Origin of the sequence: Saccharomonospora marina XMU15 (genome assembly GCF_000244955.1) — a bacterium.
GTDB lineage: Bacteria > Actinomycetota > Actinomycetes > Mycobacteriales > Pseudonocardiaceae > Saccharomonospora_A > Saccharomonospora_A marina.
In genome coordinates this window covers 569484-593209 of sequence record NZ_CM001439.1, presented here as the reverse complement: position 1 = coordinate 593209, position 23726 = coordinate 569484, and the positions used below count along the sequence as shown (strand labels likewise).

The window sequence follows — 23726 nt, the reverse complement described above, 5'->3', positions numbered from 1 at the left end:
GCTCGATCGATGCTCGCAGTGCCTTCATCTGGGCCTTCATCTGGGCCTTCATCTCGCTAGTACTTCAGCAGGTTCGTGTCGTCGACCGAGGCCGACCGGCGGGTCCGGAAGATCGACATGATGATGGCGAGACCGACCACCACCTCGGCGGCGGCGACGACCATCACGAAGAAGGCCATGACCTGACCGTCGACGGAACCGTTGATGCGCGCGAAAGTCACCAGCGAGAGGTTCACCGCGTTGAGCATGAGCTCGATGCACATGAAGACCACGATGGCGTTGCGCCTGACCAGCACGCCCACCGCGCCGATGGTGAACAGCAGCGCCGAAAGCAGCAGGTAGTACGTCGGGGTCACTTGTCGTCCCCTTCCGCTTCCTTACCGACGAGAGCGTGCGCGTCCGGCTTGGGCACCTCGCCCGCCACCTGCTTGCGCTCCGCTTCCAGCTTCGCGGTCGGTGTCGACTCGATGAGTTCGGAAAGCGACTCCGGCGCGATGGAACCGTCGGGCAGCAGCGCGGGAGTGGCCACCGAGTTGGTGGTGGCGAACACACCCGGCCCCGGTTTGGGCGACGGGCGCTCGTACTCACCGCGAAACCGTGCTTCGACCAGTTCCCGCTGGCTTCGCTTGCCACCCTTGCCGTGCCGCGAGGTGAATGACAGCACCATGCCTGCCATGGCGGCGGTTATCAGCAGCGCCGAGGTCAGTTCGAACGGGAACAGGTAGTCGCTGAAGATGATCCGGCCGAGCCCGCCCGCGCCGCCGCCTTCCGGGCTCCACGGGTTGAGCGGCTGTGCGGGCGTCACGTCGGCGACCGCCCTCGTCAGCGCGGCCGCCAGCAGCCCTGCCACACCGATTCCGAGCACACCCGCGGCGAGTCGCTGGCCGCGAAGCACCTCGACCACCGAGTCCGAAGACTCCCTGCCCACGAGCATCAGCACGAACAGGAACAGCATCATGATCGCGCCGGTGTAGACGATGATCTGTGTGAAGCCGAGGAACTGCGCCTGCTGGGTGATGTAGAGCAACCCCAGCGAAAGCATCGTGAGTACCAGCCACAGCGCCGAGTGCACCGCGTTGCGGGCGAACACCATGCCCAGCGCGCCCGCGAGCGCCAGCGGCCCGAGAATCCAGAACGCCACGGCCTCGCCCGTCGACACGGTCGCTTCAGCACCTGCCTGCGCGAGTACCGGCGCGATCATGAGATCGCCTTCTCTTCCGAGGTCTCCACCGTCTCGCCTCCCGGAACCCCGCGCTCACGTGCCAGCTCGGGACCCTTGACGTAGTAGTCCTGCTCGTCGTCGCCGAGCCGCATCGGGTGCGGCGGCTGCTCCATGCCGGGAAGCAGCGGTGCGAGCAGGTCCTCCTTGGTGTAGATCAACTTCTGCCTGTCGTCGTCGGCGAGCTCATAGAAGTTGATCATCGTGAGGGACCTGGTCGGGCACGCCTCCACGCACAGCCCGCAGCCGATGCAGCGCAGGTAGTTGATCTGGTAGTCCTTGCCGTAGCGCTCGCCCGGCGAGTAGCGCTCCTCGTCGGTGTTGTCGCCGCCCTCGACGAAGATCGCATCGGCGGGGCACGCCCACGCGCACAGCTCGCAGCCGACGCACTTCTCCAGGCCGTCCGGATGCCGGTTGAGCTGGTGGCGGCCGTGGTAGCGCGGCGCGGCCGGTGCCCCGATCTCCGGGTACTCCTCGGTGATCACCTTCTTGAACATCATTCCGAAGGTGACCCCGAAGCCCTTGATGGGATCAAACATCCCCATCAGCGTTCTCCTTACCTGAGCTGACCGCGGCCGGTTGCTTCTTCGCGGACTTCGCCTTGGCCCGCAGTGCCTTCCGGCGCGGTGTGGTCTCCGGCACCTTCAGATCCAGCGGCGGGACCGGGTATCCGCCTCCGGTGATGGGCACCGAGTCGTCCTCGGGCACCTGCTTGTCGGGAAGCAGCAGTGTCAGCAGTACCAGCACCACGATGACGATGCCGCCGACGAGGAGGATCTGTCCGGTGGAGACCTCCGCGTCGGTGCGCACCGCGCGGATCGCGGAGATCACCACGACCCAGATCAGCCCGATCGGCACCAGGACCTTCCAGCCGAGCTTCATGAACTGGTCGTAGCGGAACCTCGGCAGCGTGCCCCGCAGCCAGATGAAGCCGAACAGGACGATCAGCATCTTGCCGAAGAACCACAGCAGCGGCCACCAACCGGTGTTGAGCACGCCGCCGCCGATCGCCGAAAGCGGCCACGGTGCCATCCAGCCGCCGAGGAACAGCGTGGTGGCGAACGCCGAGACGATCACCATGTTCGTGTACTCGGCGAGGAAGAACATCGCGAACTTCATCGAGCTGTACTCGGTGTGGAACCCGCCGACCAGCTCCGACTCCGCCTCGGGAAGGTCGAACGGCGCCCGGTTGGTCTCGCCGACCATGGAGATCAGGTAGATCACGAAGCTGGGCAGCAGCAGGTAGAAGTACCAACCGTTCTGCTGTGCGGCCACGATGTCGCCGGTTGCAAGCGACTGCGCGTACAGCGCGACCCCGATGATGGAAAGGCCCATCGCGATCTCGTAGGAGATCACCTGCGCCGCCGAGCGCAGCCCGCCGAGCAGCGGGTACGGCGAACCGGAGGACCACCCGGCGAGCACGATGCCGTACACGCCCACCGAGGCACCGGCGAGGATCAGCAGCACACCCACCGGCAACTCGATGAGCTGCAACACCGTGCGCTCACCGAAGATCGACACTTCCGGGCCGAACGGGATGGCCGCCAACCCGATCAGCGCGGGGACCACCGCGATGACCGGCGCCATGAAGTAGACCTTGCGGTCGGCGGTGTCCGGGATGACCTGTTCCTTGAACGGCAGCTTGATCGCGTCAGCGAGGGACTGCAACGAGCCGCCCGGACCGACCCGGTTGGGCCCTGGCCGGTTCTGCATCCTGCCCACGATCTTGCGCTCACCCACGATCAGGCCGATCGTCATGATCGGTCCGATCAGCATGACGACGACGGCCTTCAGCAGGATGAGCCACAGTGGATCGTCCGCGAGCAGCTCCGCCCTTGTCAGCGCGTCCTGGGCCTGCGCGAGGTACGGGGTCACTGTTCACCTCCGGCCGCGATGGAGACCACGGCACCGTGTCCGACGCCGAGGGTGGCGCGGACCTTCGAACCCGTCGAGTTGGCGGGTAGCCACACCACGCCGTCCGGCAGGTCCGCGACCTCGACCGGCAGCGTGATCGAACCCCGCTCGGTGGAAACGGTCACCGTCCCGCTGGGCCCCCGCGCGCCCTTGGCCGTGGTCGCCGACATCCTGGCGACCACCGGGCGCGCCGTTCCCGCGAGGTGCGGTTCGTCGATCTGCAGGGAGCCGTCGTCGAGCAACTGGCGCCACGTCGCCAGCACCGCCTGACCCGGTCCCGGCTGCGGAAGGTGCCCGTTCGGCACGTCGGGCGCAGCGGAGCGCGGCGCCACCGCCTCACTGCCCGCCGTGGACAGCCGGTGCAGGTCACCGGCCGCCGCCGACGGGGTCTGGGTGAACAGGTCGGCGTCCATCTCGACGCCGAGGGTGTCCAGCACCCGGCAGTCCGGCAGCGCGCCGGTACCGTCCAGCGTGATCGAGAACTCGCGGCGACGGCCTTCCCAGTTGAGGAAGCTGCCGGACTTCTCGTCCACCGGCGCGATCGGCAACACCACGTCGGCGTGCTCGGTGACCGCGCTGTGCGCCAACTCGATGCTGACCACGAAACCGCTGCGCTCGAGGGCCTCGCGGGCAAGCGCGGGATCGGGCAGGTCATCGGGGTCGACTCCGCCGACCAGCAGCGCGTCGAGGTCGCCGTTGCGGGCCGCGGTCAGGATTCCGGTGGTGTCGCGGCCCGGTCGCGACGGCAGCGAACCGGGCTCCAGCCCCCAGACCCGCTCGACCTCCGCACGGGCGTCGGGGTCCACGACAGACCGTCCGCCCGGCAACAGCGTGGGCAGTGCACCGGCCTCCAGCGCGCCACGCTCGCCCGCCCTGCGGGGAACCCACGCCAGCGCTGCCCCCGTGCGCTCGCTGAGCCGGTGCAACGCGGAGAACAGGCCGGGAATCTGCGCCGCCCGCTCTCCGACCAGCACCACGGCGCCGTCCGCACGCAGTCCCTGGTCGAGGTCGGGCGCGTGCTGCCCGATGCCGTCCACGGCCCCGGCCTCCGCACCGGGTGCGCAGGCAAGCAACTCGCCGAAGGTCTTGCTCACCGCGGGTGACGTCCACTGACCGATGTGGACAACCTTGGTACCCCGGTTACGGGCGCCCTTGCGCAGCCGCAGGAAGACCGCGGGAGCTTCCTCCTCCGGCTCCAGCGCCACACACAGCACCAGCGGCGCGTGCTCGAGCTGGGTGAAACTCACCCCGTTCTCCGGTGTAGTGCCGACCACACGGGAGGCAAGGAAGTCCAACTCCTCGGCAGAGTGCGCCCTCGCCCTGAAGTCGATGTCGTTGGTGCGCAACGCGATACGCGCGAACTTGCTGTAGGCGTAGCCGTCCTCCAGCGTCAGCCGCCCGCCCGGCAGCACACCGACCCCTCGGCCTTCGCGCGCCTTCGTCAGCCCCTCCGCCGCCACGCGCAGCGCGTGAGTCCAGGAGGTTTCCTGCAACTCACCGGTTTCGGGGTCTCGGACCAGCGGCCTGCGAATGCGGTTCTCCGCAGTGGTGTAGCGGAACGCGAACCGGCCCTTGTCGCAGATCCACTCCTCGTTGACCTGCCGGTCCTCACCCGCGAGCCTGCGCATCACCTTGCCGCGCCGGAAGTCGGTGCGCACGGCGCAACCGGAGGAGCAGTGCTCGCAGACTCCCGGCGAGGAAACCAGGTCGAACGGCCGTGACCGGAACCGGTACTGGGCACTCGTCAGCGCACCGACCGGGCAGATCTGGATCGTGTTTCCGGAGAAGTACGACTGGAACGGTTTGCCGCTGGCCGTGTGCGAGGCCATGTCGTAGATCTCGGCCGTCTCCGCGGTGCCGATCTGCTGGTGCGCACCGCGTTCGAGCAGGTCGATGAACGGATCGCCGGCGATCTGGTCGGAGAAGCGGGTGCAGCGCTGGCACAGCACGCATCGCTCGCGGTCGAGCAGGATCTGCGTGGAGATCGGAAGCGGCTTGGGGAAGGTCCGCTTGGTGTCGCGGAACCGCGAGTCCGACCTGCCGTGCGCCATCGCCTGGTTCTGCAGCGGGCACTCGCCGCCCTTGTCGCAGATGGGGCAGTCGAGCGGGTGGTTGATCAGCAGCAGCTCCATCACGCCCTGCTGAGCCTTGTCCGCCACCGGCGAGGTCTTCTGCGTCTTGACGACCATGCCGTCGGCGACCGTCATCGTGCAGGACGCCTGCGGCTTCGGCATCGGCCGCCCGCCCATCTCGACCTCGACGAGGCACTGCCTGCAGGCACCCGCGGGGTCGAGCAGCGGGTGGTCGCAGAATCGAGGGATGACGGTGCCGAGCCGCTCCGCGGTGCGGATCAGCAACTCACCCTTGGGCGCGACGACCACTTCACCGTCGATGGTCAGCTTGACGTGGCCTTCGGGAACCTCGATCTCCCCGGTCGAGGCATTCTCGGGTGCGATGGTCATGATGCTCCCACCAGTTCGGGCGAGCTCGCCCTGTTCTTGTCGCAGAGCGCGAGGAACTCGTCCCGGAAGTACTTGATGCCGCTGGTGATGGGGCTCACCGCGCCGTCACCGAGCGCGCAGAAGGCACGGCCGAGGATGTTGTCGCACACGTCGAGGAGGGTGTCGATGTCCTCCTCGGTGCCACGGCCCTCGACCATTCGCTCCAGGATCTGGGCCAGCCAGTAGGTGCCCTCACGGCACGGCGTGCACTTGCCACACGATTCGTGCTCGTAGAACTTCGTCCACTTCATCACGGCCCAGGGAACCGAGACGGTTTCGTTGAACACCTGCACGGCAGTGGTGCCCAGCATCGAGCCCGCCTCGGCCGCGCCCTCGAAGTCGAGTGGCACGTCGAGGTGCTCGGCGGTGAACAGCGGCGTGGACGACCCGCCAGGTGTCCAGAACTTCAGCGGGATACCGTCCTTCATGCCGCCGCACAGCTCGAGCAGTTCGCGAAGCGTGGTGCCCAGCGGCGCCTCGTACTGGCCTGGCCGTTCCACGTGCCCGGAGATCGAGTAGATCTTCGGGCCCGGTGACTTCTCCGTGCCCATCTGGCGGAACCAGTCGGCACCGCCGTTGACGATGTAGGGCACGCTCGCGATGGTCTCGACGTTGTTCACCGTGGTCGGCGCGGCGTAGAGGCCCGCGGCGGCCGGGAATGGCGGCTTCAGCCTCGGCTGGCCGCGCCTGCCCTCCAGCGAGTCCAGCAGCGCGGTCTCCTCGCCGCAGATGTAGGCGCCTGCGCCCGCGTGCACCGTGATGTCGAGGTCGAAGCCCGAGCCGAGGATGTTCTTGCCCAGGTAGCCGGCGTCGTAGGCCTCCCGCACCGCGGCGTTCAGCCTGCGGATGCAGTGCAGCGCCTCGCCACGCACGTAGATGAAGCAGCGGTGCGCCCGCATCGCGTACGAGGCGATGATGCAGCCCTCGATCAGCGAATGCGGGTCGGCCATCATCAGCGGGATGTCCTTGCAGGTTCCCGGCTCACCCTCGTCGGCGTTGATGACGAGGTAGTGCGGCTTGCTCTCGTCCTTTGGCATGAACGACCACTTCACACCCGCGGGGAAGCCCGCACCGCCCCGGCCGCGCAGCCCGGCGTCCTTGACCAGCTGGACGAGTTGTTCCGGAGTTCCCGCGAGCGCCTTACGGAAGGCGGTGTAGCCCTCCAGCTTCTCGTAGGTTGCAAGGCGCCACGACTGGGGCGACAGCCACCTCTTGGTCAGCACCGGTGTGATCGGGTCCGCACTCATTTCGCCTCCTCGCCCCCCGGTAGCGGGACATCGTCCGCCATCGCTGGCGCCGTCCACGCACGGTCGGCTGCCAACTGCGCACCGCGCAACGTCTCCACCGCCTGCGAAGGACCGTCCACATCGGCGCGGAAGACGTCGTCCTCCTCCGGGAAGAACCCGGCGAGTTGACGTTCCACGGACTTGAAGTCCGAAAGCGGCGCGCCCCTTGTCGGCGCGGGTTTCTCGCCGCGCCGAAGCGCGTCGACGAGCTCCACCGCCTGCTCCGGCGTCTGGTTGTCGAAGTACTCGTAGTTCACCTGCAACACCGGCGCCAGGTCGCACGCCGCGAGGCACTCGGCGTGCTCGAGCGTGATCGAGCCCGGCTCGCCCGGCGTGCCTGCCGTCTGCTCGTGCCCCAGTGGCTTGCCGTCCTCGCCGAGGTGTTCGGCGAGCTTCGCGTAGATCGCGTCGCCGCCGAGCGCGGCGCACAGCGTGTTGGTGCACACGCTCACCAGGTGCTCGCCGCACGGCTTGCGCTTGTACATCGTGTAGAAGGTGACCACCGCGCTCACCTCGGCCTCGGAGAGGTCGAGCTGGCGGGCGCAGAACGCCACCCCTTCCTGGCTGACGTAGCCCTGCACCGACTGCACCAGGTGCAGCATCGGAAGCAGCGCCGAGCGCGCCTGCGGGTAACGCGCGGCCAGCTCCTTCGCCTGCTGCTCGATGTCGGGCCCGAACGGGTCGGCCAGTTCGGTTTCGGTGAGCATGCCTTCCTCGTGGACGGGCGAGATCTCGACGACGTCCACGTCCTCACCCGCCGCCGCGAAGGTCTGCTTGGCCTGCCGCGGCCCTGGACGTGGCGTCTCCGAAGACGTGGTCATCGGTCCACTCCCCCCATCACAGGGTCGATCGAGGCGACGGCCGCGATGACGTCGGCCACCAGACCGCCCTCCGACATCGCGGGCATCGACTGCAGATTCACGAAGCTGGGTTCCCTGACGTGCACCCGCAACGGCCTGGTGCCACCGTCGGAGACCAGGTGGTAACCCAGTTCCCCGCGCGGCGACTCCACCGGCACGTACACCTGGCCCGGCGGCACCGAGAACCCTTCTGTGACCAGCTTGAAGTGATGGATCAGCGATTCCATCGACTGACCCATGATCTTGCGGACGTGCTCCAGCGAGTTGCCCATGCCATCGCTGGAGACCGAGAGCTGCGCGGGCCAGGCGATCTTCTTGTCCTCGACCATCACCGGGCCCGGTTCGAGCTTGTCCAGCACCTGCCGGATGATTCGCAGCGACTGGTGCATCTCCTCGACCCGGATCAGGTACCTGGCCCAGCAGTCGGCCTCGGTCGAGGTCGGCACGTCGAACTCGAACTCGTCGTAGCAGGAGTAGGGCTCCACCTTGCGCAGGTCCCACGGCAGCCCGGCGGAGCGAAGTACCGGCCCGGTGACGCCCAGCGCGAGGCAGGCGTCGACAGGCAGGTAACCGACGCCCTTCAACCGGTTACGCCAGATCGGCTGCCCGGTGAACAGCTTGTCGTACAGCGGCAGCCGCTTGTCCATCACCTTGCAGAACTCGGTGACCTTCTCGTGGAAGTCGTCCGGCATGTCCTGCGCCAGCCCGCCGGGGCGGATGAACGCGTGGTTCATCCGCAGGCCGGTCAGGTGCTCCAGCAGGTGCAGCACCTCTTCGCGCTCGCGGAAGCCCAGCGTCATCGCGGTGGTGGCACCCAGTTCCATGCCGCCGGTGGCGATGTAGACCAGGTGTGAGCCGATCCGGTTGATCTCCAGCAGCAACACCCGGAGCAGTTGGGCCCTTCGCGGCGCCTCGATACCGAGCAACTTCTCCACCGCGAGGCAGTAGGCCATCTCGTTGGAAAGCGGCGCGAGGTAGTCCATCCGCGTCACGAAGGTGACGCCCTGGGTCCAGGTGCGGTACTCGCAGTTCTTCTCGATCCCGGTGTGCAGGTAGCCGATGACCGAGCGAAGCTGCGTTACCGTCTCACCCTCCATTTCGAGCACGAGCCTGAGCACGCCGTGCGTGGACGGGTGCTGCGGTCCCATGTTGATGACCATGCGCTCGTCGTGCGTGGCATCGGAGAGCACGTCGTCCCAGTCGCCACCGCTGACGGTGTAGACGGGACCCTCGGTGGTCTCGCGGTGCTCGGCGTAGCGGGCACTGTCGGAGCCTTCCGGCGTCGTGTCGGTGCCGGTGCTCTTGCCTGCGATCTGCTCGCTGCTGGTCATGAGTACGACCTCCGCGTGTCGGGCGGCGGGATCTCCGCGCCCTTGTACTCCACCGGGATGCCGCCGAGCGGGTAGTCCTTGCGTTGCGGGTGGCCGTCCCAGTCGTCGGGCATCAGGATGCGGGTGAGCGCGGGGTGTCCGTCGTAGACGATCCCGAACATGTCCCACGCCTCGCGCTCGTGCCAGTCCGCCGTCGGGTAGACCTCGACGATGGACGGCACGTGCGGGTCGTCGACATCGACGGCGACTTCCAACCGGATGCGGCGGCGGTAGGTCATGGACGTCAGGTGGTACACCGAGTGCAGCCGCTGCGGCACGTCGACGCCGTAGTCCACACCGGACACCGAACTGCACAGTTCGAAGCGAAGGCTCTTGTCGTCGCGCAGTGTCCGGCAGATGCCGACCAGATGCTGCCTGGCCACGTAGAAGGTGATCTCGTCACGGTCGACGGTGACCTGCAGGATGGCTTCCTCGACGAAGATTCCGTTGTCGGTCAGCGCCGCGAAGAACTCGTCGGCGAAGTCGTCGAACCAGCCGCCGTAGGGCCGCTCGGCGGGCGGTGGCGAATACGCGGGCAGGCGCAGCCCGCCGTAGCCGGACGTGTCGCCGGTGCCCGACACCCCGAACATGCCCTTGCGCTCGCGGCCTGCGACGACGGGCTTCGCCTGCCTCGCGGGCTCGGGGCCGCGCGGTTCCAGACCGGTTTCCTCGCGCTCGGCGCTGGACTGCTCGCCGCCGGTCTCTGGCTTGTTTTCAGGCATCTGCGAATCACTTCACTTCTTCGCGTACTTGATCGAGGAGGGCACGAGTTCGGTCGTCGCCCCGCTCGCCGCCCGCAGGGCCGCCCTGCGCGGGCCCATCGGCTCGTCCTGGATCTTGGCGTGCAGCTTGAGAATCGCGTCGAGCAGCATCTCCGGCCTCGGCGGGCAGCCCGGCAGGTACATGTCGACGGGAACGATGTGGTCGACGCCCTGCACGACGGCGTAGTTGTTGAACATGCCTCCCGACGAGGCGCACACGCCCATCGCGATGACCCAGCGCGGCTCCGCCATCTGGTCGTAGATCTGCCGCAGCACCGGCGCCATCTTCTGGGTCACGCGACCCGCGACGATCATGAGATCGGCCTGGCGCGGGGTGGCGCTGAACCGCTCCATCCCGAAGCGCGCGATGTCGTAGCGGGAACCGCCGGTGGTCATCATCTCGATGGCGCAGCAGGCGAGCCCGAACGTCGCGGGCCACAGCGAGTTCTTGCGCGCCCAGTTGACGACACCTTCCAGCGTCGCAAGCAGGATTCCGTTCGGAAGCTTCTCTTCGAGACCCATAGTTATCTCAGTTCCAATCCAGCCCGCCGCGCCGCCACACGTAGATGTCGGCGATGAAGAAGGTCGCGATGAACAGGGTCACGGCGACGACGCCCCACAGGCCGAGCGCGTCCGCGGCGACGGCGTAGGGGAAGAGGAACACCATCTCGATGTCGAAGAGGATGAACAGCATCGCGGTGACGTAGTAGGCCACCGGCATCCGGCCTCCGCCGACCAGCGGCTGCGGGGAGGGCTCGATTCCGCACTCGTATGCCGAAAGCTTCGCCTTGTTGTACCTGCTCGGCCCGAGCAGCGGCCCGAGCAGCACCGAGAACAGTCCGAATGCCAGCGCGAGGCCGAACAGCAAGACCAGTGGCAGGAAGACACCAAGGCCGGATTCCGCACCATCCTGCGCCAGCACCTCTACCGCGGAAACCGAGGAGTTCACTGCGGCACCATCCTTTCCGCGCCGCTGCGTAACGGACATGGTTGGAGCAACTACCTGGGCGTGACCCTAAGGGACTTCGGTCACACCGCCGGGTGTTAGGGCAGCCTTACACGCCGCGCTCACCACCCCGGTCGCAGCCGACGCACTCCACGCCGCTTGTGAAAAGGTTCACAAGCTTCCCTGTGAAGTTGTGAAGCCATTCACAAAGCATGGCAGCAGTGTAGGACGCCACTCACACCGTTGTCGCTAGCGCCCCCGAGATAAGGCACGCCTAATCCGGGGCGCGCGAAGCCGCGCGGACGTTCCGGGTACACCGCCCGAGACCAGCACAAAAGGGACCGCCGACCAGACTGCGGCAAGCTCGGAGTACGGCCGTACTGTGAGTTTTCCCACTGCCTGGCCGGGCGGTCAACGAGGGGTGGGAGCCAACCGGGACAGCACGGTGACGAGCCGGTCGACAGCGTCACCGCCGCGAGTGTCGTAGCAACCGGACATGCCCTTGAAGACCAGCGGGATCAGCGGGTTGATGCGCAGCCCGTACTTCGTGGCCAGCCGCATGACGCGCGGCTTGCCGATGGCCTTGGCGAACAAGTTGCCCAGCTGGTAGTAGCCGCCCATGAGCTCACCGACGGCGCGCGGGTAGCCGTGCAGCGCCCGTTCCCGCGAGGGTCCCTCCGGGCGGGCGAGTGCCTGCACGACGTGTTCGGCGGCCAGTCGCGCCGACTCCATCGCGGCCGCGATGCCCTCGCCGTTGAACGGGCTCACCATTCCGCCCGCGTCGCCGACCAGCAACAGCCCGTCCCGGTAGTGCGGTGTGCGGTTGAACCCCATCGGAAGGCCCGCGCCGCCGATGCGACCGATCGCGTTCTCCTCCTGGTAGCCCCACTCCGGCGGGGTGGAGTCCAGCCACGACCGCAGCAACGCGCGGTAGTCGGTGTTTCGGAAGGCCTTCGACGTGGACAGGATGCCGAGGCCGACGTTGACCGTGCCGTCGCCGAGCGGGAACGCCCAGCCGTAGCCGGGCAGCAGCTTCGGGTCGCGGGGATCGCTGCGATCCCACAGTTCGAGGTGGCCTTCGATGTAGGGCTCGTCATGCCGTGGGCTCTTGTAGTAGCGCCGTACCGCGACGCCCATGGGCCGTTTGTCGTGCTTGTCGATCCCGACGGAAAGAGCGAGCCTCGCGGACACCCCGTCGCAGGCCAGCACCAGCGGCGCGCGGTGGCGCACCGGGCGCTTGTCCTGCCCGGCCTTGCCCTCGACGCCGATCACCCGGCCGGTTCGCTCGTGGGTGAGCGCGCCGGTGACCGTGGTGCGCTGGCGCAACCTCGCCCCGGCCTGCACGGCGGTCCTGGCGAGCAGGTCGTCGAAGTCGTGCCGGGTTCTGGCCACGCCGTAGGGCGGGTAGCTGGTGAGTTCCGGCCAGTCGAGTTCCAGCGTCAGCTCGGCGGTGAGGATGCGCAGCCCCCTGCTGTGCACCCAACCGGCATCCTCGCTGGTGTCGATGCCGAGGTCGATCAACTGCTTCACACCTCGGGGCGTGAGCCCGTCACCGCACACCTTGTCGCGGGGGAACTCGCTCTTCTCCAGCAGCAGCACGTCCAGGCCCGCACGGGCGAGGTAGGTGGCGGCGGTGGAACCGGCTGGTCCCGCGCCCACGACGATGACATCGGCGGTCTCGTCGGCGATGTCGTCGGCGCCGTGAGGGCCTGCCGGGTCCTTGGTCATGCGGCCGAGTCTACGGAGGGGACCCGCGCACGGTGGATGGCAACGACCCCGAATGTGAGGTTCATCCACTCCACGTTGGTCCAGCCCGAAGCCGCGATCAGCTCGGCGAGACCACGCTGGTCGGGCCAGGCGAGCATCGACTCGGCGAGGTAGGAGTAGGCCTCCGGATTCGACGAGGCCCTGCGACCCAGCCACGTGAGGACCCGCAGCAGCAGCTTCTGGTGCAGCAGCCGGATGAGCGCGTTGGGCGGGGTGGAGACCTCGCAGATCACCAGCCGCCCACCAGGACGCACCACCCTGGCGATCTCGGCGAGTGCCGCCGAGATGTCGACGAAGTTGCGGAAGCCGAAGGTGATCGTCACCGCGTCGAAGCTGTCGTCGGCGAACGGCAGGTGCAGCGCGTCGGCCGCCACCATCGGGACTTCCCTGTGCTTGCCGCTGCGTAGCATGCCGAGTGAGAAGTCCGCCGCGACGCACCAGGCGCCACTCCTGGCGTACTCCTTGGTGGAGACGCCGGTTCCGGCGGCGAGGTCGAGCACCCGCTCGCCGGGGCGGGCATCGAGCGCCTTGCCCGTGCTGATTCGCCACCTGCGGTCGAAGCCGAACGTCATCACGGAGTTGGCGCGGTCGTAGCCGCTCGCGACGCCGTCGAACATCGCCGCGACTTCGCGAGGATTCTTGTCGAGACTCGCACGGGACATGACCGGAGTGTAGTCACCGGCGACGCAGCCCTACCCCAGCGCGGCGAGCATCCCTCGCACGGAGGTGCTCCAGGCGAACTGCTCTGCCCGTTCGCGCGCCGCCGCCCTGCGATCGTGCTCCGGCCGGTGCAGCAGTGCGGTGACCGCGGTCGCGAACGCGGGCGCCCTGTCGGCGACGGCGGCTCCGCAGCCCGGCCGCACGAGTTCCGCCAGCGCCGACGACGCCGACACCACCACCGGGGTGCCCGACGCCAGCGCTTCCAGCGCGGCGAGGCCGAACGTCTCGTGCCTGCCCGGCGCCAGCGACACGTCGGCGCTGGCGAGCAGCGTAGCCACGGTACGGCGGTCGGAGACAAAGCCGAGAAAGGTCACGGGCAGGCCGCGTGCCCTGCGCTCGAGGGCGCGCCTGCTGGGCCCGTCGCCCGCGACGACCAACCGCACGGCGGTTCCCGTGTCGATCAGTTCCGCCACCGTGTCGACGCTGCGGTCGGCGTGCTTCTCGGCGGAGAGCCGTCCGCAGTGGACGAGCAGGGCGTCGGCACCGCCTGCCAGCTCCCGCCGCCAGCCCGGATCGCGCATGGCGGGGGTGAACTCGCCCAGGTCGACACCGAGCGGTACCCGCTGCACGTTGCCCGCTTCGATGCGATCGAACTCGGCGCGGGCGAACGCCGTGGTGCACACCACCCGGTCGTAGCCGGCCGCGAGCCTGCGGTTGGCCACGTCGGCGACACGGCGCGCCAACGGCGAGGGCAACAGGAACTGTTCCAGCAACCGGTCGAGCCGCTCGTGCGAGATGACGACGGCGCGTATCCCCCTGCGGCGAGCCCATACCCCCATTCCCCGCAGCGTCAACCGGTCGGAGACCTCCAAGCGGTCGGGCCCGAGCCGCCGCAGCAGGCCGCGGACCCGGTAGGGGTCCACCGCTCGGTAACCGCCCGTTCCCGGTATGCGAGGCGCGGGCAGGCCGATCCTGCGCACCCCGTTGGTCAGCACCTCGTCGGTGTGCCGAGCGTCGGGCACGACCAACGTGACGCTGTGCCCGTCGGCGACGTAACCCTCGCCGAGGTGGTGCAGTGCCGTGCGCAGCCCGCCGGAGCGCGGTCCGTAGAAGTTCGCCAGCTGCACGATGTGCATGTCAAGCCGCTGTCGATACCGGAAGGCACACCGCGTGGTAGTGCGCGACGAGTTGGCCGCACACGGCCTGCCAGGAGCGCCCTTCGACGCTTTCGCGGGCCGCCCGCGCCAGCCTCGCGCGCAGCTGCGGCTCGCGTAATCGCTCCACGAGGCCGGGCAGCGCGCAGCCGAACTCCTCGCGTCGCGGCGGCAGCAGGTAGCCATTCACGCCGTGCTCGACCAGGTCGAGCGGGCCGCCCGCCGCGGGGGCGAGCACCGGCACGCCTGCTGCCAGTGCCTCCTGCACTGCCTGGCAGAACGTCTCGTGCGGCCCGGTGTGCACGAACACGTCCAGGGCTGAGTAGGCCTCGGCGAGTTCGGTGCCGAATCGAGCACCGAGGAACAACGCACCCGGAAGCCGCTCGCGCAGCACCGCCGACTCCGGCCCGTCCCCGACGACCACGACCCGCACTCCGGGCAGCCCGCACAGCGTCGCGAGCCGGTCCACCTCCTTCTCCGGAGCGAGCCTGCCGACGAAACCCACCAGCAACTCGCCGTCCGGCGCCAGCCGTCGCCGCAGCCCGGCGCCGTCGCGGCGGGGATGGAACAGTTCCAGATCCACCCCCCTTCCCCACCGGTGCACCCGGGGAACGCCGTGGGAACGCAACTGCCGCACCGAGTCGGTCGAGGGCGCCAGCGTGCGGTCGGCCCCGCGGTGCACGTGGCGCACCCATCGCCAGGCCGCGCGGGCGGCGAGGCCGAGACCGTACGCGGAGGCGAACCCGGCGATGTCGGTCTGGTACACGGCCACAGCCGGCACCCCGAGCCTGCGCGCCGCGGCAAGGCCACGAGCGCCGACGACGAACGGCGAGGCCAGGTGCACCACGTCGGCGCGGAAGGCGGCGAGCGCGGTGAACACGGTCCGGGTGGGAACGCCGACCGGCAACGAGCTCACCACCGGCAGGCGCAGCGAGGGCACCCGCACCACCCGTGCTCCGCCGTACTCGGTTGGCCCGGTGCCGGGGGCGACCACCAGCACGTCGTGGCCGCGGCGGGTCAGCTGTTCCACGACCCGCAGCACGGAGTTGGTGACGCCGTTGACCTGCGGCAGGAAGCTCTCGGTGACTATGGCGACGCGCACGGCCAGAACTGTCGCAGTGCGGTGGGTGCGCGCGACCACGTGAACGTGACCAGCCGGTCAACGCCTCGGGAACTCTTCGTCACCCGGAAGAGACGTTCACAACTGTCGAGCGGTTGGTCACCTCGGCTTCGCGTTGCCGACACCCGCCGCGGCCACGCTGGACCGGCATGACGCGACTGTCCTCCCGCCCCGGGTGCCCGGTGGACCCGGGCCTGCTGTCCAGGGCACTCGAGGTGGCCGGGCGCCTCGCGGGTGACGCAACCGACGTGATCACGGCGACCGCGGGCAGGGGTGCGCGGTCGGAGGCCGAGGACTCACCGTTCGACTGGGTGACCGACACCGACCGCACGCTGGAACGCCACACGCGGCGGGTTCTGACGTCGGAGTTTCCAGGGATGCCCGTGGTGGGGCAGGAACTGGGCGCCGGCGTGGGCGCAGAGGAGGCGAAGTACCGCTGGGTCGTGGACCCGGTCGACGGAACCGCCAACTACGTGGCCGGTGTGCCGTGGTGCGCCTACAGCCTCGCGCTGCTGGACAGTTCTGGGCCGGTGGTGGGCGTGGTGGCCGACCCGTATCGGGGCCACATCTACACCGCCGCGCGCGGCCGGGGGGCGCGCGTCAACGGCAGGCCGGTGCGGTTGGTGGACACCGGGCGCCGCGCGGGCGCGCTGGTCTGCACCGAGCTGACCCGCACGGGCCCGTGGCCGGGCATGGGTGAGTTCATCGAGCGGGCGGCCGCCGCGAGCGTCGGTGTGCGGGTGCTCGGTTCGGCCGCGCTCTCGATCGCGCAGGTGGCACTCGGCCACGCGACGGCGGCCGTGCTGCACAGCTACCACGAGTGGGACGTCGCGGGGGCGGTCGCGGTCGCTGTCGAGGCGGGGGCCGCGGTGCTGGACCGGCGAGGTGAGGGCGCGGGCGGCTGTGCGCTGCCGACCGACGGGCTGCTGGTCACGGTGCCGAGCGTGGCCGAAGAGGTGCTTTCGTGGTGGTCGGCGGCTTCTCGGCGCTGACAGCTGGGCAGCCGCGAAGAGGCCGCCCCTATCGGGTGGTAATCGCTTGGCGGTCACTGCTGGGAGATCACTGCTGGGAGATCACCGTCGCGCGGTCGCGGTTGCGCAGCCACCACAGCAGCGGCCACGCCACGAGCCAGATGCCCACGAGCGTGCTGCCAACGGGAAGCAGCGTCAGCAGCCACGTACGGCCCGCGATCCTCGCCAGTTCCGGGTCGCTCCTGTCGTACTCGACGCGCACCAGTTGACCCGCGCTGAGCCCGTCCGGGTACAGCACGCCGTTCTCCGGGCTGTGCGCCACCCCATCCGGGGTCTCGAACCTGATCAGGGTCCGGTCGAACAGCACCTGCTCCACCTGCGCGGTGGCCGTGCCGAGATCACCGGAGATCGCTCGGTCGTTGCGAAGCGCGCCGAGGACCAGCGTCACGCACAGCAGCGTGCCGACCGAGGCCAGGCAGAGCACCACGATGACGCCCACCCGAAAAGCCCGCACGTTGCCAGCCACGGCCGTGAGCATATCCGGGCGCTACGGCAGAGCCCGCACGGCGGAGGCGACAGCCGAGCTCAGCCGCTGATGCAGGCCCCGATGCCGCGAGCGGTCAACCCGCACCTCCACCACCCGCAGCCCCGGTCGCGGTCGCAGTGCGGTGCGGAGTTCCTCCAGCGTGCCCGCGAGGGTGTAGGGCACGCGGTAGCCCGCGCAGAGCGCGGCGAGGTCGGCGCCGTGCGGCGTGCCGAACACGCGCTCGAAACTGCGGCTGTGTTCGGGCGCGCCCTGCTCCAGCAGCGAGAAGATGCCACCACCGTCGTCGTTGAGTACGACGAGTGTGAGATCGGGCCGGGTCTCGGCTGGGCCGGTCAGCAGCCCGTTGGCGTCGTGCAGGAAGGTCAGGTCGCCAAGCAGCGCGTACGAAGGTCCCCTGTGCACGGTGGCCGCCCCGATGGCGGTGGACACCGTGCCGTCGATGCCCGCGACTCCCCGGTTTCGGTGCACCAGTACGTCCGGCCGCAACCCGCCTGCGAGCGCGACGTCGCGGGTCGGGTTGGAGGAGCCGACGACAAGCAGCGAGTCCGGCGGCAGAGCGGCCACCAGTTCGGCCGCCACTCGCAGCCCGCTCGGCCACGGCTCCTCGGCGAGCGTGCCGCGAACGGCCTCGGTGGCGGCGGCGTCGGCGCGCCGCCAGCGCGCCAGCCACTCCGGGTCTGCCGGTTTGGTCGGCTCGTCGAACCACTGCCCGACCTGCCGGACGTTGTGCGCGGGCGCGGGCCAGTCGGAGTCGGGCCGCACCAGCAACACCTCGACGGAAGCGTCCGAAAGCAACTGCTGGACCTGGCGAAACACGGTGGGACGGCCGATGCACAGCACCTGTTCGGGTTTGTGCCGCGCGATGAACTCCTCCACCGCGAGTAGCCACGGCCCGCCGGGGATCGCGGTCGCGCCGCCGAGACCGAGACCGCCCGTCTCGGCGATCACCGGCCAGCCGTGCGACTCCGCCCATTCGCTGGCGGCTCGCACGCCCGCGTCGCAAGCGATCACCAGCCCCTGCCTTGCGGAGGGCACCACGAACGAGGGCAGCGCGCCGAAGTCGGGTAACTCCGTCCAGCGGGCACCCCGCGGCCTGCCGTCCAGCGGCTCGTACCACTCCTCGTCGCCGTCGGGCACCAGCGGCTCGCGGAACGGCACGTTCAGGTGCACCGGGCCGCAGCGCCATTCGCCGTAGGCGGCGTTCCACGCCCTGCAGATCTGGCTGCGCCAGTAGGCGTTCTGCCCGGCCCTGCGTTCGGCGACGGCGAGCTCGTCGAAGTAGCGCACCGCGCCGCCGTAGAGCGCGTGCTGGTCGATCACCTGGTTGGCGCCCGCGGCACGAAGTTCCGGGGGCCGGTCGGCCGTCAGCACGATCAGCGGCACCCCTGCCCGGTCCGCCTCCAACACGGCGGGGTGGAAGTTGGCGGCAGCGGTGCCCGAGGTGCACACGAGTGCGACCGGTCGGCCGGTGCGGGCGGCGATGCCGAGCGCGAGGAAGGCGGCTCCCCGCTCGTCGATGCGCACGTGCAGGCTGAGCTTGCCTGCCGCGGCGGCGTCGTAGAGTGCCAGCGAAAGTGGTGCGTTACGCGAGCCGGGGCTGAGCACCACGTGGGAGACGGTGTTGCGGACGAGTTCGTCCACGAGGACCCTCGCCTGGGCGGTGGAAGGGTTCACTGGCGAGCCCCCTCAGGCGTGGTCGACACACGACATATTCTCCCAAGCGTGCATGACGCCCAGGTATCGCAGCTGTTCGACCCCACCGCGTGGGAGGAGATCGAGGGCTTCGACTTCACCGACATCACCTACCACCGTTCGACTGGAACCCGATCCGGCAAGCGCGTCGTCCGGGTGGCGTTCAACCGGCCGGAGGTGCGTAACGCCTTCCGCCCGCACACCGTCGACGAGCTGTACCGCGCGCTCGACCACGCCCGGATGAGCTCCGACGTCGGCTGTGTCCTCCTCACCGGCAACGGACCTTCGCCCTCCGACGGCGGTTGGGCGTTCTGCTCTGGTGGTGACCAGCGTATTCGCGGTCGCTCCGGCTATCAGTACGCCAGCGGCGAGACCTCGGACACCATCGACCCGGCGCGGGCGGGCAGGCTCCACATCCTGGAAGTGCAGCGGCTGATCAGGTTCATGCCGAAAGTCGTCATCGCGGTGGTACCCGGCTGGGCGGCAGGCGGTGGTCACTCGCTGCACGTTGTGTGCGATCTCACGCTGGCCTCGGCGGAGCACGCGCGGTTCAAGCAGACCGACGCCGATGTCGGTTCCTTCGACGGCGGATTCGGGTCGGCCTACCTCGCCAGGCAGGTCGGCCAGAAGTTCGCCCGCGAGATCTTCTTCCTCGGCCGGACCTACACTGCGGAACAGGCGCACGCGATGGGCGCGGTCAACAAGGCCGTGCCGCACGAGCGGCTGGAGGCGGAGGCGCTGGAGTGGGCATGGCAGGTGGTGGGCAAGTCCCCCACCGCGCAGCGCATGCTCAAGTACGCGTTCAATCTCGTCGACGACGGGCTCGTCGGCCAGCAGGTGTTCGCGGGCGAGACCACCCGGTTGGCCTACATGCAGGACGAGGCCGTCGAGGGCCGCGACGCGTTCCTGCAGAAGCGCGAACCCGACTGGTCCGACTACCCCTACTACTACTGACGGGCCTGGACATGGCACCGCCGCGTGTTGTGTGGACCGACGGCACGCCTGCCTCGGTCGAGCGGCTTCGGCGCGCCGTGCTCGACGCACTGGGCGGCGGCCCCGCCGTGCTGCCGCTCGATCCACGCAACCCCGGCTCAGAGGAGTTGCTGGCCGCGATGGCGCCGGACGAGCCGGTCGAGGAAGGCACCGCGGTGCTCATGCCGACATCGGGTTCGACCGGCTCGCCCAAGGGCGTGTTGCTGTCCGCACGGGCGTTGCTGACCTCCGCGAACGCCACGCACGAGCGGCTCGGCGGGCCCGGCAGGTGGCTGCTCGCCACGCCCGCGCACTACATCGGTGGCCTGCAGGTGCTGGTGCGCTCGCACCTTGCGGGGGCACCGCCCCTCGTGCTGGACACGTCGGGGGGTTTCTCCCCCGAGGCGTTCGAGGTCGCGGCGGGGCAACTGCTGCAAACGCAGGGGCCGCACTACACGGCACTGGTCCCCACACAGCTCACCCGGCTGCTCGACGCGGGGGGAGCGGGCCTTGCCGGGTTCGGCTCGGTCGTCGTCGGCGGCGCGGCGCTGCCGGACGAGCTGCGGCGGCGTGCAACGGCCGCCGGGGTCAACGTGGTGTCGGCGTACGGCATGAGCGAGACCGCAAGCGGTTGCGTCTACGACGGCGTGGCGCTGCGCGGCGTGCGGGTGCAAATCGGCGAAGGCGAGCGCATCGAGATCTCCGGCGACGTGCTCGCCGACGGCTACCGGCTGCGTCCCGACGAGACGGCCGCGGCCTTCGTGGACGGCTGGTTCCACACCGGCGACGTAGGCCGCATCGACGGTGCAGGCAGGCTGGAGGTGCTCGGCAGGGCCGACGACCTGATCAACACCGGCGGCGTCAAGGTGGCCCCGCAGGTCGTCGAGCAGGCGCTGACCGCTCACCCCTCGGTGGCTTCGGCGTGCGTGGTGGCGCTTCCGGACGCGAAGTGGGGGCAGGTCGTGGCCGCCGCCGTCGTGCCGTCGGGCGCGCCGCCGCCCGCGGCACAGCTACGGGAGGCGGCCCGTGCCGAACTCGGCGGCCCCGGTGTCCCCAAGGTGTTGCGGTTCGTGTCCGAGTTGCCGTTGCTCGGTCCGGGCAAGGTGGACAGGGCCGCGGTGCGTGCGCTGCTGCGGGGTAGCTCCGGTCACTGATCGGCGACGCGAAAGAATGGCGGCATGGCAACAGTGGCGCAGTGGGTGGAGGGGGCACGGCCGCGTACGTTGCCCAACGCGGTGGCGCCGGTGCTCGCCGGGATGGGAGTCGCGGCGCAGTTGGGGGCCTTCTCGTGGTGGCGCTCGATACTCGCGCTGCTGGTGGCACTGGCACTCATCGTGGGCGTCAACTTCGCCAACGACTACTCCGACGGCATCAGGGGCACCGACGCGGATCGGGTTGGCCCGCTTCGGCTGGTCGGTTCGGCCGTGGCGAAGCCGAAGGCAGTGCTCGCCGCCGCGCTCGCGGCGCTCGGCATCGCCGGGGTGCTCGGGCTCGTGCTGATCGCCGTCACCGGAAGCTGGTGGCTGCTGACCATCGGCGCGGCCTGCATCGCCGCCGCCTGGTTCTACACCGGTGGCCGCAGGCCCTACGGCTACGCGGGCTTCGGCGAGGTCGCCGTGTTCGTGTTCTTCGGGCTCGCCGCCGTGCTCGGCACCGTGTACGTGCAGGCGGGCACGGTGAGCCGGCAGGCAGTGGTGTGCGCGGTGGCGGTGGGATCGCTGTCGACGGCGGTGCTGGTGGCCAACAACCTGCGCGACATCCCCACCGACACTCGTTCGGGCAAGCACACGCTCGCGGTGAAACTGGGCGACGCGGGAACGCGTCGGCTTTACCTTGCCCTGGTGTCCGTGCCGTTCGCTGCGACGGTGGCGCTCGGCGTGTTCCATCCGCTCGCGCTCGCCGGGGTGCTGGCCGCCGTGCTGCTCGTCACCCCGGTGCGTGTGGTCGTGACCGGACGCACCGGGATGGAGCTGATCCCGGTGCTGCGCGACACCGGGCTGGCCATGCTGGTCTGGGCCTCGGTCACGGCGGGTGCACTCGCGCTGAGCTGAACCCGCTCGTCAGCCGGGCGAGTAGCGCCCCGTGCGCAGGAAGTCGTCCATCGCGGCGAGTTGCGCCCGTAGCTCGAAGCCGTGCTCGGCGAGCCAGTCGTCGTCGTAGTAGGTGTGCGTGTAGCGCTCACCGCTGTCGCACAGCAAGGTCACCACGCTGCCCCGTTCACCCCGTTGCAGCATCCGCGAGATCAGCGCGAAGGCGCCGCACAGATTCGTTCCGGTGGAGCCGCCCGCCCAGTGCCCGGTGCGTTCGCGAAGGAACCGGATCGCCGCGAGCGATGCCGCGTCCGGCACCCGGATCATCTCGTCGATCACCTCGGGAACGAACGACGGCTCGACCCTTGGCCGCCCGATCCCCTCGATCCGCGACGGCATGCCCGTCTCGTAGTCGGTCACCCCGGTCTCCCACGCGCCGAAGTAGGCCGAGTTCTCCGGGTCCACGACGGCGATCCCGGTCGGGTGGCGCCGGTAGCGGACGTAGCGGCCGAAGGTGGCGCTGGTACCGCCGGTCCCGGCGCCCACGACGATCCACGCCGGGACCGGGTGTCGTTCGTCCCGCAACTGCGAGAACACCGATTCGGCGATGTTGTTGTTGCCCCTCCAGTCGGTGGCCCGCTCGGCGTAGGTGAACTGGTCGAGGTAGTGGCCGTCGCATTCGGCGGCCAACCGCTCGGCCTCGGAGTACATCGCGGGTGGCACGTCGACGAAGTGGCAGCGGCCGCCGTAGAACTCGATGAGGTCGATCTTTTGCTGGCTCGTCTTGCGCGGCACGACGGTGACGAACTCCAGCCCGAGCATCCTGGCGAAGTAGGCCTCCGAGACCGCTGTCGACCCGCTCGATGCCTCTACCAGCACCGTTGCGGGCCCGATCCTGCCGTTGACCAGTCCGTAGAGCAGCAACGAGCGGGCGAGGCGGTGTTTGAGCGAGCCCGTCGGGTGAACGGACTCGTCCTTGAGGTAAAGGTCGATACCCCACTCGGCAGGCAACGGGAAAACGTGCAGGTGCGTGTCGGCGCTGCGGTTGGCGTCGGCCTCGAGTAGCCGGACGGCCTCGCGCACCCACGCGCGGCTCACTCGTTGTCTCCGGAGTCCCTGGCATCCGCCGAGCCCTTGGCAGACCCTTCGTCGCCTGCCGGTTCCTCCCCTCGCAACTGCGCGCGCAGCCGCGCTCGTTGCTTCGCCCTGTGCTCGTTGCGGGCGGCCAGCCCCGCGGTGACGCGCGCGTTGAGGGAACGAAACACGAGCATGCCCACCGGAAGCCCCACGACAAGCCCGACCGTCAGCGCCACCAGCAGTGGAACGCCGAGGAGCACGAGCACGGCCGCGATCACCGCCACCAGGACGAACCTCGCGAACACGTACAGCGCCAGGTCGCGGGCGAGGGTGCTGGTTTCTCGTTCGCTCACGTTCTACGAGGCTACGCCGCCGCCGCCGGCCGTGTCCGGCCGCCTCGTCGGCGGATCGCTGTCCGAACCGGTCGTTTTGTCCCTTACTACCTCTTTACTGTCCGACAACCGTTCGAGTACCCGAAGGGTGAAGTGCCACGATTGCGATGTTCAGGTACCGGGCACGACGCACTTCCGGTCTAGCACTGAAGGCGTGAAGGAGGCGGAAAGTGACCGCGAGTACGGGAGGACGGCTACTGACACCGGGTGAGGTCGCCGCACTGTTCCGGGTCGACCCGAAGACGGTGACACGCTGGGCCACAGCGGGGCGGATCGGTTCGATCCGCACACCGGGCGGCCACCGGCGGTTCCGAGAATCCGAGGTCAACCAACTGCTGGCGGAACTGACCACGGACGCCACCGATACGCGGCACGCCTGAGCCGCTCACCGAATGCAGGGGTGCCCGAATCCGTACGGGCACCCCTCGCCCGAAAGAACGGTGAACGGGCTAACCTCGGTGACAGTAGTTGTCACACGCGCGGCACA

Annotated in this window: 24 protein-coding genes; 5 read left to right on the top strand and 19 right to left on the bottom strand. The window is 69.3% G+C overall.

Annotated elements, in window-relative coordinates:
• Window positions 1-56: 56 nt before the first annotated feature.
• From nuoK to SACMADRAFT_RS02730, 15 genes are all read right to left on the bottom strand, one after another.
• Complete coding sequence (gene nuoK / locus SACMADRAFT_RS02800; RefSeq protein ID WP_009152263.1) at window positions 57-356, bottom strand: NADH-quinone oxidoreductase subunit NuoK; 300 nt, start codon at window positions 354-356, stop codon at window positions 57-59.
• Window positions 353-1201, bottom strand: coding sequence for an NADH-quinone oxidoreductase subunit J (locus SACMADRAFT_RS02795; protein ID WP_009152262.1), 849 nt, complete (start codon window positions 1199-1201; stop codon window positions 353-355). The genes nuoK and SACMADRAFT_RS02795 overlap by 4 nt, the downstream gene beginning before the upstream one ends.
• Window positions 1198-1764: an NADH-quinone oxidoreductase subunit NuoI gene (gene nuoI / locus SACMADRAFT_RS02790; RefSeq protein WP_009152261.1), complete on the bottom strand. Its 567-nt coding sequence runs from the start codon at window positions 1762-1764 to the stop codon at window positions 1198-1200. The genes SACMADRAFT_RS02795 and nuoI overlap by 4 nt, the downstream gene beginning before the upstream one ends.
• A complete protein-coding gene (nuoH, locus tag SACMADRAFT_RS02785) occupies window positions 1751-3094 on the bottom strand; it encodes an NADH-quinone oxidoreductase subunit NuoH (RefSeq protein WP_009152260.1) in 1344 nt (447 codons plus the stop codon). Before nuoH ends, nuoI begins: the two co-directional genes overlap by 14 nt.
• The gene (locus SACMADRAFT_RS02780) at window positions 3091-5595 is read right to left on the bottom strand and encodes an NADH-quinone oxidoreductase subunit G (RefSeq protein WP_009152259.1); all 2505 of its coding nucleotides are present in this window, start codon (window positions 5593-5595) and stop codon (window positions 3091-3093) included. Before SACMADRAFT_RS02780 ends, nuoH begins: the two co-directional genes overlap by 4 nt.
• The gene (nuoF, locus tag SACMADRAFT_RS02775; protein ID WP_009152258.1) at window positions 5592-6881 is read right to left on the bottom strand and encodes an NADH-quinone oxidoreductase subunit NuoF; all 1290 of its coding nucleotides are present in this window, start codon (window positions 6879-6881) and stop codon (window positions 5592-5594) included. Before nuoF ends, SACMADRAFT_RS02780 begins: the two co-directional genes overlap by 4 nt.
• Window positions 6878-7741 (bottom strand): NADH-quinone oxidoreductase subunit NuoE, encoded by an 864-nt coding sequence (gene nuoE, locus SACMADRAFT_RS02770; RefSeq protein ID WP_009152257.1) that lies wholly within the window; start codon window positions 7739-7741, stop codon window positions 6878-6880. The genes nuoF and nuoE overlap by 4 nt, the downstream gene beginning before the upstream one ends.
• The gene (locus SACMADRAFT_RS02765; protein WP_009152256.1) at window positions 7738-9111 is read right to left on the bottom strand and encodes an NADH-quinone oxidoreductase subunit D; all 1374 of its coding nucleotides are present in this window, start codon (window positions 9109-9111) and stop codon (window positions 7738-7740) included. The genes nuoE and SACMADRAFT_RS02765 overlap by 4 nt, the downstream gene beginning before the upstream one ends.
• Window positions 9108-9872 (bottom strand): NADH-quinone oxidoreductase subunit C, encoded by a 765-nt coding sequence (locus tag SACMADRAFT_RS02760; protein ID WP_009152255.1) that lies wholly within the window; start codon window positions 9870-9872, stop codon window positions 9108-9110. The genes SACMADRAFT_RS02765 and SACMADRAFT_RS02760 overlap by 4 nt, the downstream gene beginning before the upstream one ends.
• A gap of 12 nt (window positions 9873-9884) precedes the next feature.
• Window positions 9885-10433: a NuoB/complex I 20 kDa subunit family protein gene (locus SACMADRAFT_RS02755; protein WP_009152254.1), complete on the bottom strand. Its 549-nt coding sequence runs from the start codon at window positions 10431-10433 to the stop codon at window positions 9885-9887.
• A 7-nt stretch (window positions 10434-10440) separates the two neighbouring features.
• A complete protein-coding gene (locus tag SACMADRAFT_RS02750; RefSeq protein ID WP_009152253.1) occupies window positions 10441-10860 on the bottom strand; it encodes an NADH-quinone oxidoreductase subunit A in 420 nt (139 codons plus the stop codon).
• 408 nt (window positions 10861-11268) lie between these two features.
• Window positions 11269-12585 (bottom strand): geranylgeranyl reductase family protein, encoded by a 1317-nt coding sequence (locus tag SACMADRAFT_RS02745; RefSeq protein WP_009152252.1) that lies wholly within the window; start codon window positions 12583-12585, stop codon window positions 11269-11271.
• The gene (locus SACMADRAFT_RS02740; RefSeq protein ID WP_009152251.1) at window positions 12582-13286 is read right to left on the bottom strand and encodes a demethylmenaquinone methyltransferase; all 705 of its coding nucleotides are present in this window, start codon (window positions 13284-13286) and stop codon (window positions 12582-12584) included. Before SACMADRAFT_RS02740 ends, SACMADRAFT_RS02745 begins: the two co-directional genes overlap by 4 nt.
• A 30-nt stretch (window positions 13287-13316) precedes the next feature.
• Window positions 13317-14420: a glycosyltransferase gene (locus SACMADRAFT_RS02735; protein WP_009152250.1), complete on the bottom strand. Its 1104-nt coding sequence runs from the start codon at window positions 14418-14420 to the stop codon at window positions 13317-13319.
• Window position 14421: 1 nt separating this feature from the next.
• Window positions 14422-15540, bottom strand: a complete 1119-nt coding sequence (locus SACMADRAFT_RS02730) for a glycosyltransferase family 4 protein (RefSeq protein WP_009152249.1) — start codon at window positions 15538-15540, stop codon at window positions 14422-14424.
• Between the two features lie 167 nt (window positions 15541-15707).
• Between SACMADRAFT_RS02730 and SACMADRAFT_RS02725 the strand changes: the two genes are divergently transcribed.
• On the top strand, window positions 15708-16550 hold the full coding sequence (locus SACMADRAFT_RS02725) for an inositol monophosphatase family protein (protein ID WP_009152248.1): 843 nt from the start codon (window positions 15708-15710) through the stop codon (window positions 16548-16550).
• A 67-nt stretch (window positions 16551-16617) separates the two neighbouring features.
• On the opposite strand, the gene SACMADRAFT_RS02720 is transcribed toward SACMADRAFT_RS02725, so the two are convergent.
• Window positions 16618-17067 carry a DUF3592 domain-containing protein gene (locus tag SACMADRAFT_RS02720; RefSeq protein WP_009152247.1) on the bottom strand — a complete coding sequence of 150 codons (450 nt, stop codon included), beginning with the start codon at window positions 17065-17067 and terminating at the stop codon, window positions 16618-16620.
• Window positions 17068-17076: 9 nt separating this feature from the next.
• Window positions 17077-18750 (bottom strand): 2-succinyl-5-enolpyruvyl-6-hydroxy-3-cyclohexene-1-carboxylic-acid synthase, encoded by a 1674-nt coding sequence (gene menD / locus SACMADRAFT_RS02715; protein WP_009152246.1) that lies wholly within the window; start codon window positions 18748-18750, stop codon window positions 17077-17079.
• Window positions 18751-18798: 48 nt separating this feature from the next.
• On the opposite strand from menD, the gene SACMADRAFT_RS02710 reads away from it, so the two are divergent.
• Genes SACMADRAFT_RS02710 through SACMADRAFT_RS02700 form a run of 3 tightly spaced genes read left to right on the top strand, consistent with a single transcriptional unit; the run spans window position 18799 to window position 21791 of the window.
• Complete coding sequence (locus SACMADRAFT_RS02710; protein ID WP_009152245.1) at window positions 18799-19722, top strand: 1,4-dihydroxy-2-naphthoyl-CoA synthase; 924 nt, start codon at window positions 18799-18801, stop codon at window positions 19720-19722.
• An 11-nt stretch (window positions 19723-19733) separates the two neighbouring features.
• Window positions 19734-20894, top strand: a complete 1161-nt coding sequence (gene menE, locus SACMADRAFT_RS02705) for an o-succinylbenzoate--CoA ligase (protein ID WP_009152244.1) — start codon at window positions 19734-19736, stop codon at window positions 20892-20894.
• Between the two features lie 24 nt (window positions 20895-20918).
• On the top strand, window positions 20919-21791 hold the full coding sequence (locus tag SACMADRAFT_RS02700; RefSeq protein WP_009152243.1) for a 1,4-dihydroxy-2-naphthoate polyprenyltransferase: 873 nt from the start codon (window positions 20919-20921) through the stop codon (window positions 21789-21791).
• A 9-nt stretch (window positions 21792-21800) separates the two neighbouring features.
• Here the strand turns inward: SACMADRAFT_RS02700 and cds1 are convergent, their stop codons facing one another.
• On the bottom strand, window positions 21801-22868 hold the full coding sequence (gene cds1 / locus SACMADRAFT_RS02695; protein ID WP_009152242.1) for an L-cysteine desulfhydrase Cds1: 1068 nt from the start codon (window positions 22866-22868) through the stop codon (window positions 21801-21803).
• A complete protein-coding gene (locus SACMADRAFT_RS02690) occupies window positions 22865-23200 on the bottom strand; it encodes a DUF4229 domain-containing protein (RefSeq protein ID WP_009152241.1) in 336 nt (111 codons plus the stop codon). The genes cds1 and SACMADRAFT_RS02690 overlap by 4 nt, the downstream gene beginning before the upstream one ends.
• Window positions 23201-23409: 209 nt before the next feature.
• Here SACMADRAFT_RS02690 and SACMADRAFT_RS02685 point away from each other — a divergent pair, with 209 nt between their 5' ends.
• Window positions 23410-23619, top strand: a complete 210-nt coding sequence (locus tag SACMADRAFT_RS02685; protein WP_009152240.1) for a BldC family transcriptional regulator — start codon at window positions 23410-23412, stop codon at window positions 23617-23619.
• Window positions 23620-23726: the final 107 nt, after the last annotated feature.

Excerpts from the sequence above, each read along its gene's own strand:
- SACMADRAFT_RS02755 (WP_009152254.1), bottom strand. The coding sequence starts at position 10,433 with ATGGGTCTCGAAGAGAAGCTTCCGAACGGAATCCTGCTTGCGACGCTG.
- SACMADRAFT_RS02780 (WP_009152259.1), bottom strand. The coding sequence starts at position 5,595 with ATGACCATCGCACCCGAGAATGCCTCGACCGGGGAGATCGAGGTTCCC.
- SACMADRAFT_RS02765 (WP_009152256.1), bottom strand. The coding sequence starts at position 9,111 with ATGACCAGCAGCGAGCAGATCGCAGGCAAGAGCACCGGCACCGACACG.
- SACMADRAFT_RS02725 (WP_009152248.1), top strand. The coding sequence starts at position 15,708 with ATGACGCGACTGTCCTCCCGCCCCGGGTGCCCGGTGGACCCGGGCCTG.
- menE (WP_009152244.1), top strand. The coding sequence starts at position 19,734 with ATGGCACCGCCGCGTGTTGTGTGGACCGACGGCACGCCTGCCTCGGTC.
- SACMADRAFT_RS02735 (WP_009152250.1), bottom strand. The coding sequence starts at position 14,420 with ATGCACATCGTGCAGCTGGCGAACTTCTACGGACCGCGCTCCGGCGGG.
- SACMADRAFT_RS02760 (WP_009152255.1), bottom strand. The coding sequence starts at position 9,872 with ATGCCTGAAAACAAGCCAGAGACCGGCGGCGAGCAGTCCAGCGCCGAG.
- SACMADRAFT_RS02700 (WP_009152243.1), top strand. The coding sequence starts at position 20,919 with ATGGCAACAGTGGCGCAGTGGGTGGAGGGGGCACGGCCGCGTACGTTG.
- nuoF (WP_009152258.1), bottom strand. The coding sequence starts at position 6,881 with ATGAGTGCGGACCCGATCACACCGGTGCTGACCAAGAGGTGGCTGTCG.
- SACMADRAFT_RS02795 (WP_009152262.1), bottom strand. The coding sequence starts at position 1,201 with ATGATCGCGCCGGTACTCGCGCAGGCAGGTGCTGAAGCGACCGTGTCG.
- nuoE (WP_009152257.1), bottom strand. The coding sequence starts at position 7,741 with ATGACCACGTCTTCGGAGACGCCACGTCCAGGGCCGCGGCAGGCCAAG.
- SACMADRAFT_RS02740 (WP_009152251.1), bottom strand. The coding sequence starts at position 13,286 with ATGTCCCGTGCGAGTCTCGACAAGAATCCTCGCGAAGTCGCGGCGATG.
- nuoI (WP_009152261.1), bottom strand. The coding sequence starts at position 1,764 with ATGGGGATGTTTGATCCCATCAAGGGCTTCGGGGTCACCTTCGGAATG.
- SACMADRAFT_RS02720 (WP_009152247.1), bottom strand. The coding sequence starts at position 17,067 with ATGCTCACGGCCGTGGCTGGCAACGTGCGGGCTTTTCGGGTGGGCGTC.
- SACMADRAFT_RS02745 (WP_009152252.1), bottom strand. The coding sequence starts at position 12,585 with ATGACCAAGGACCCGGCAGGCCCTCACGGCGCCGACGACATCGCCGAC.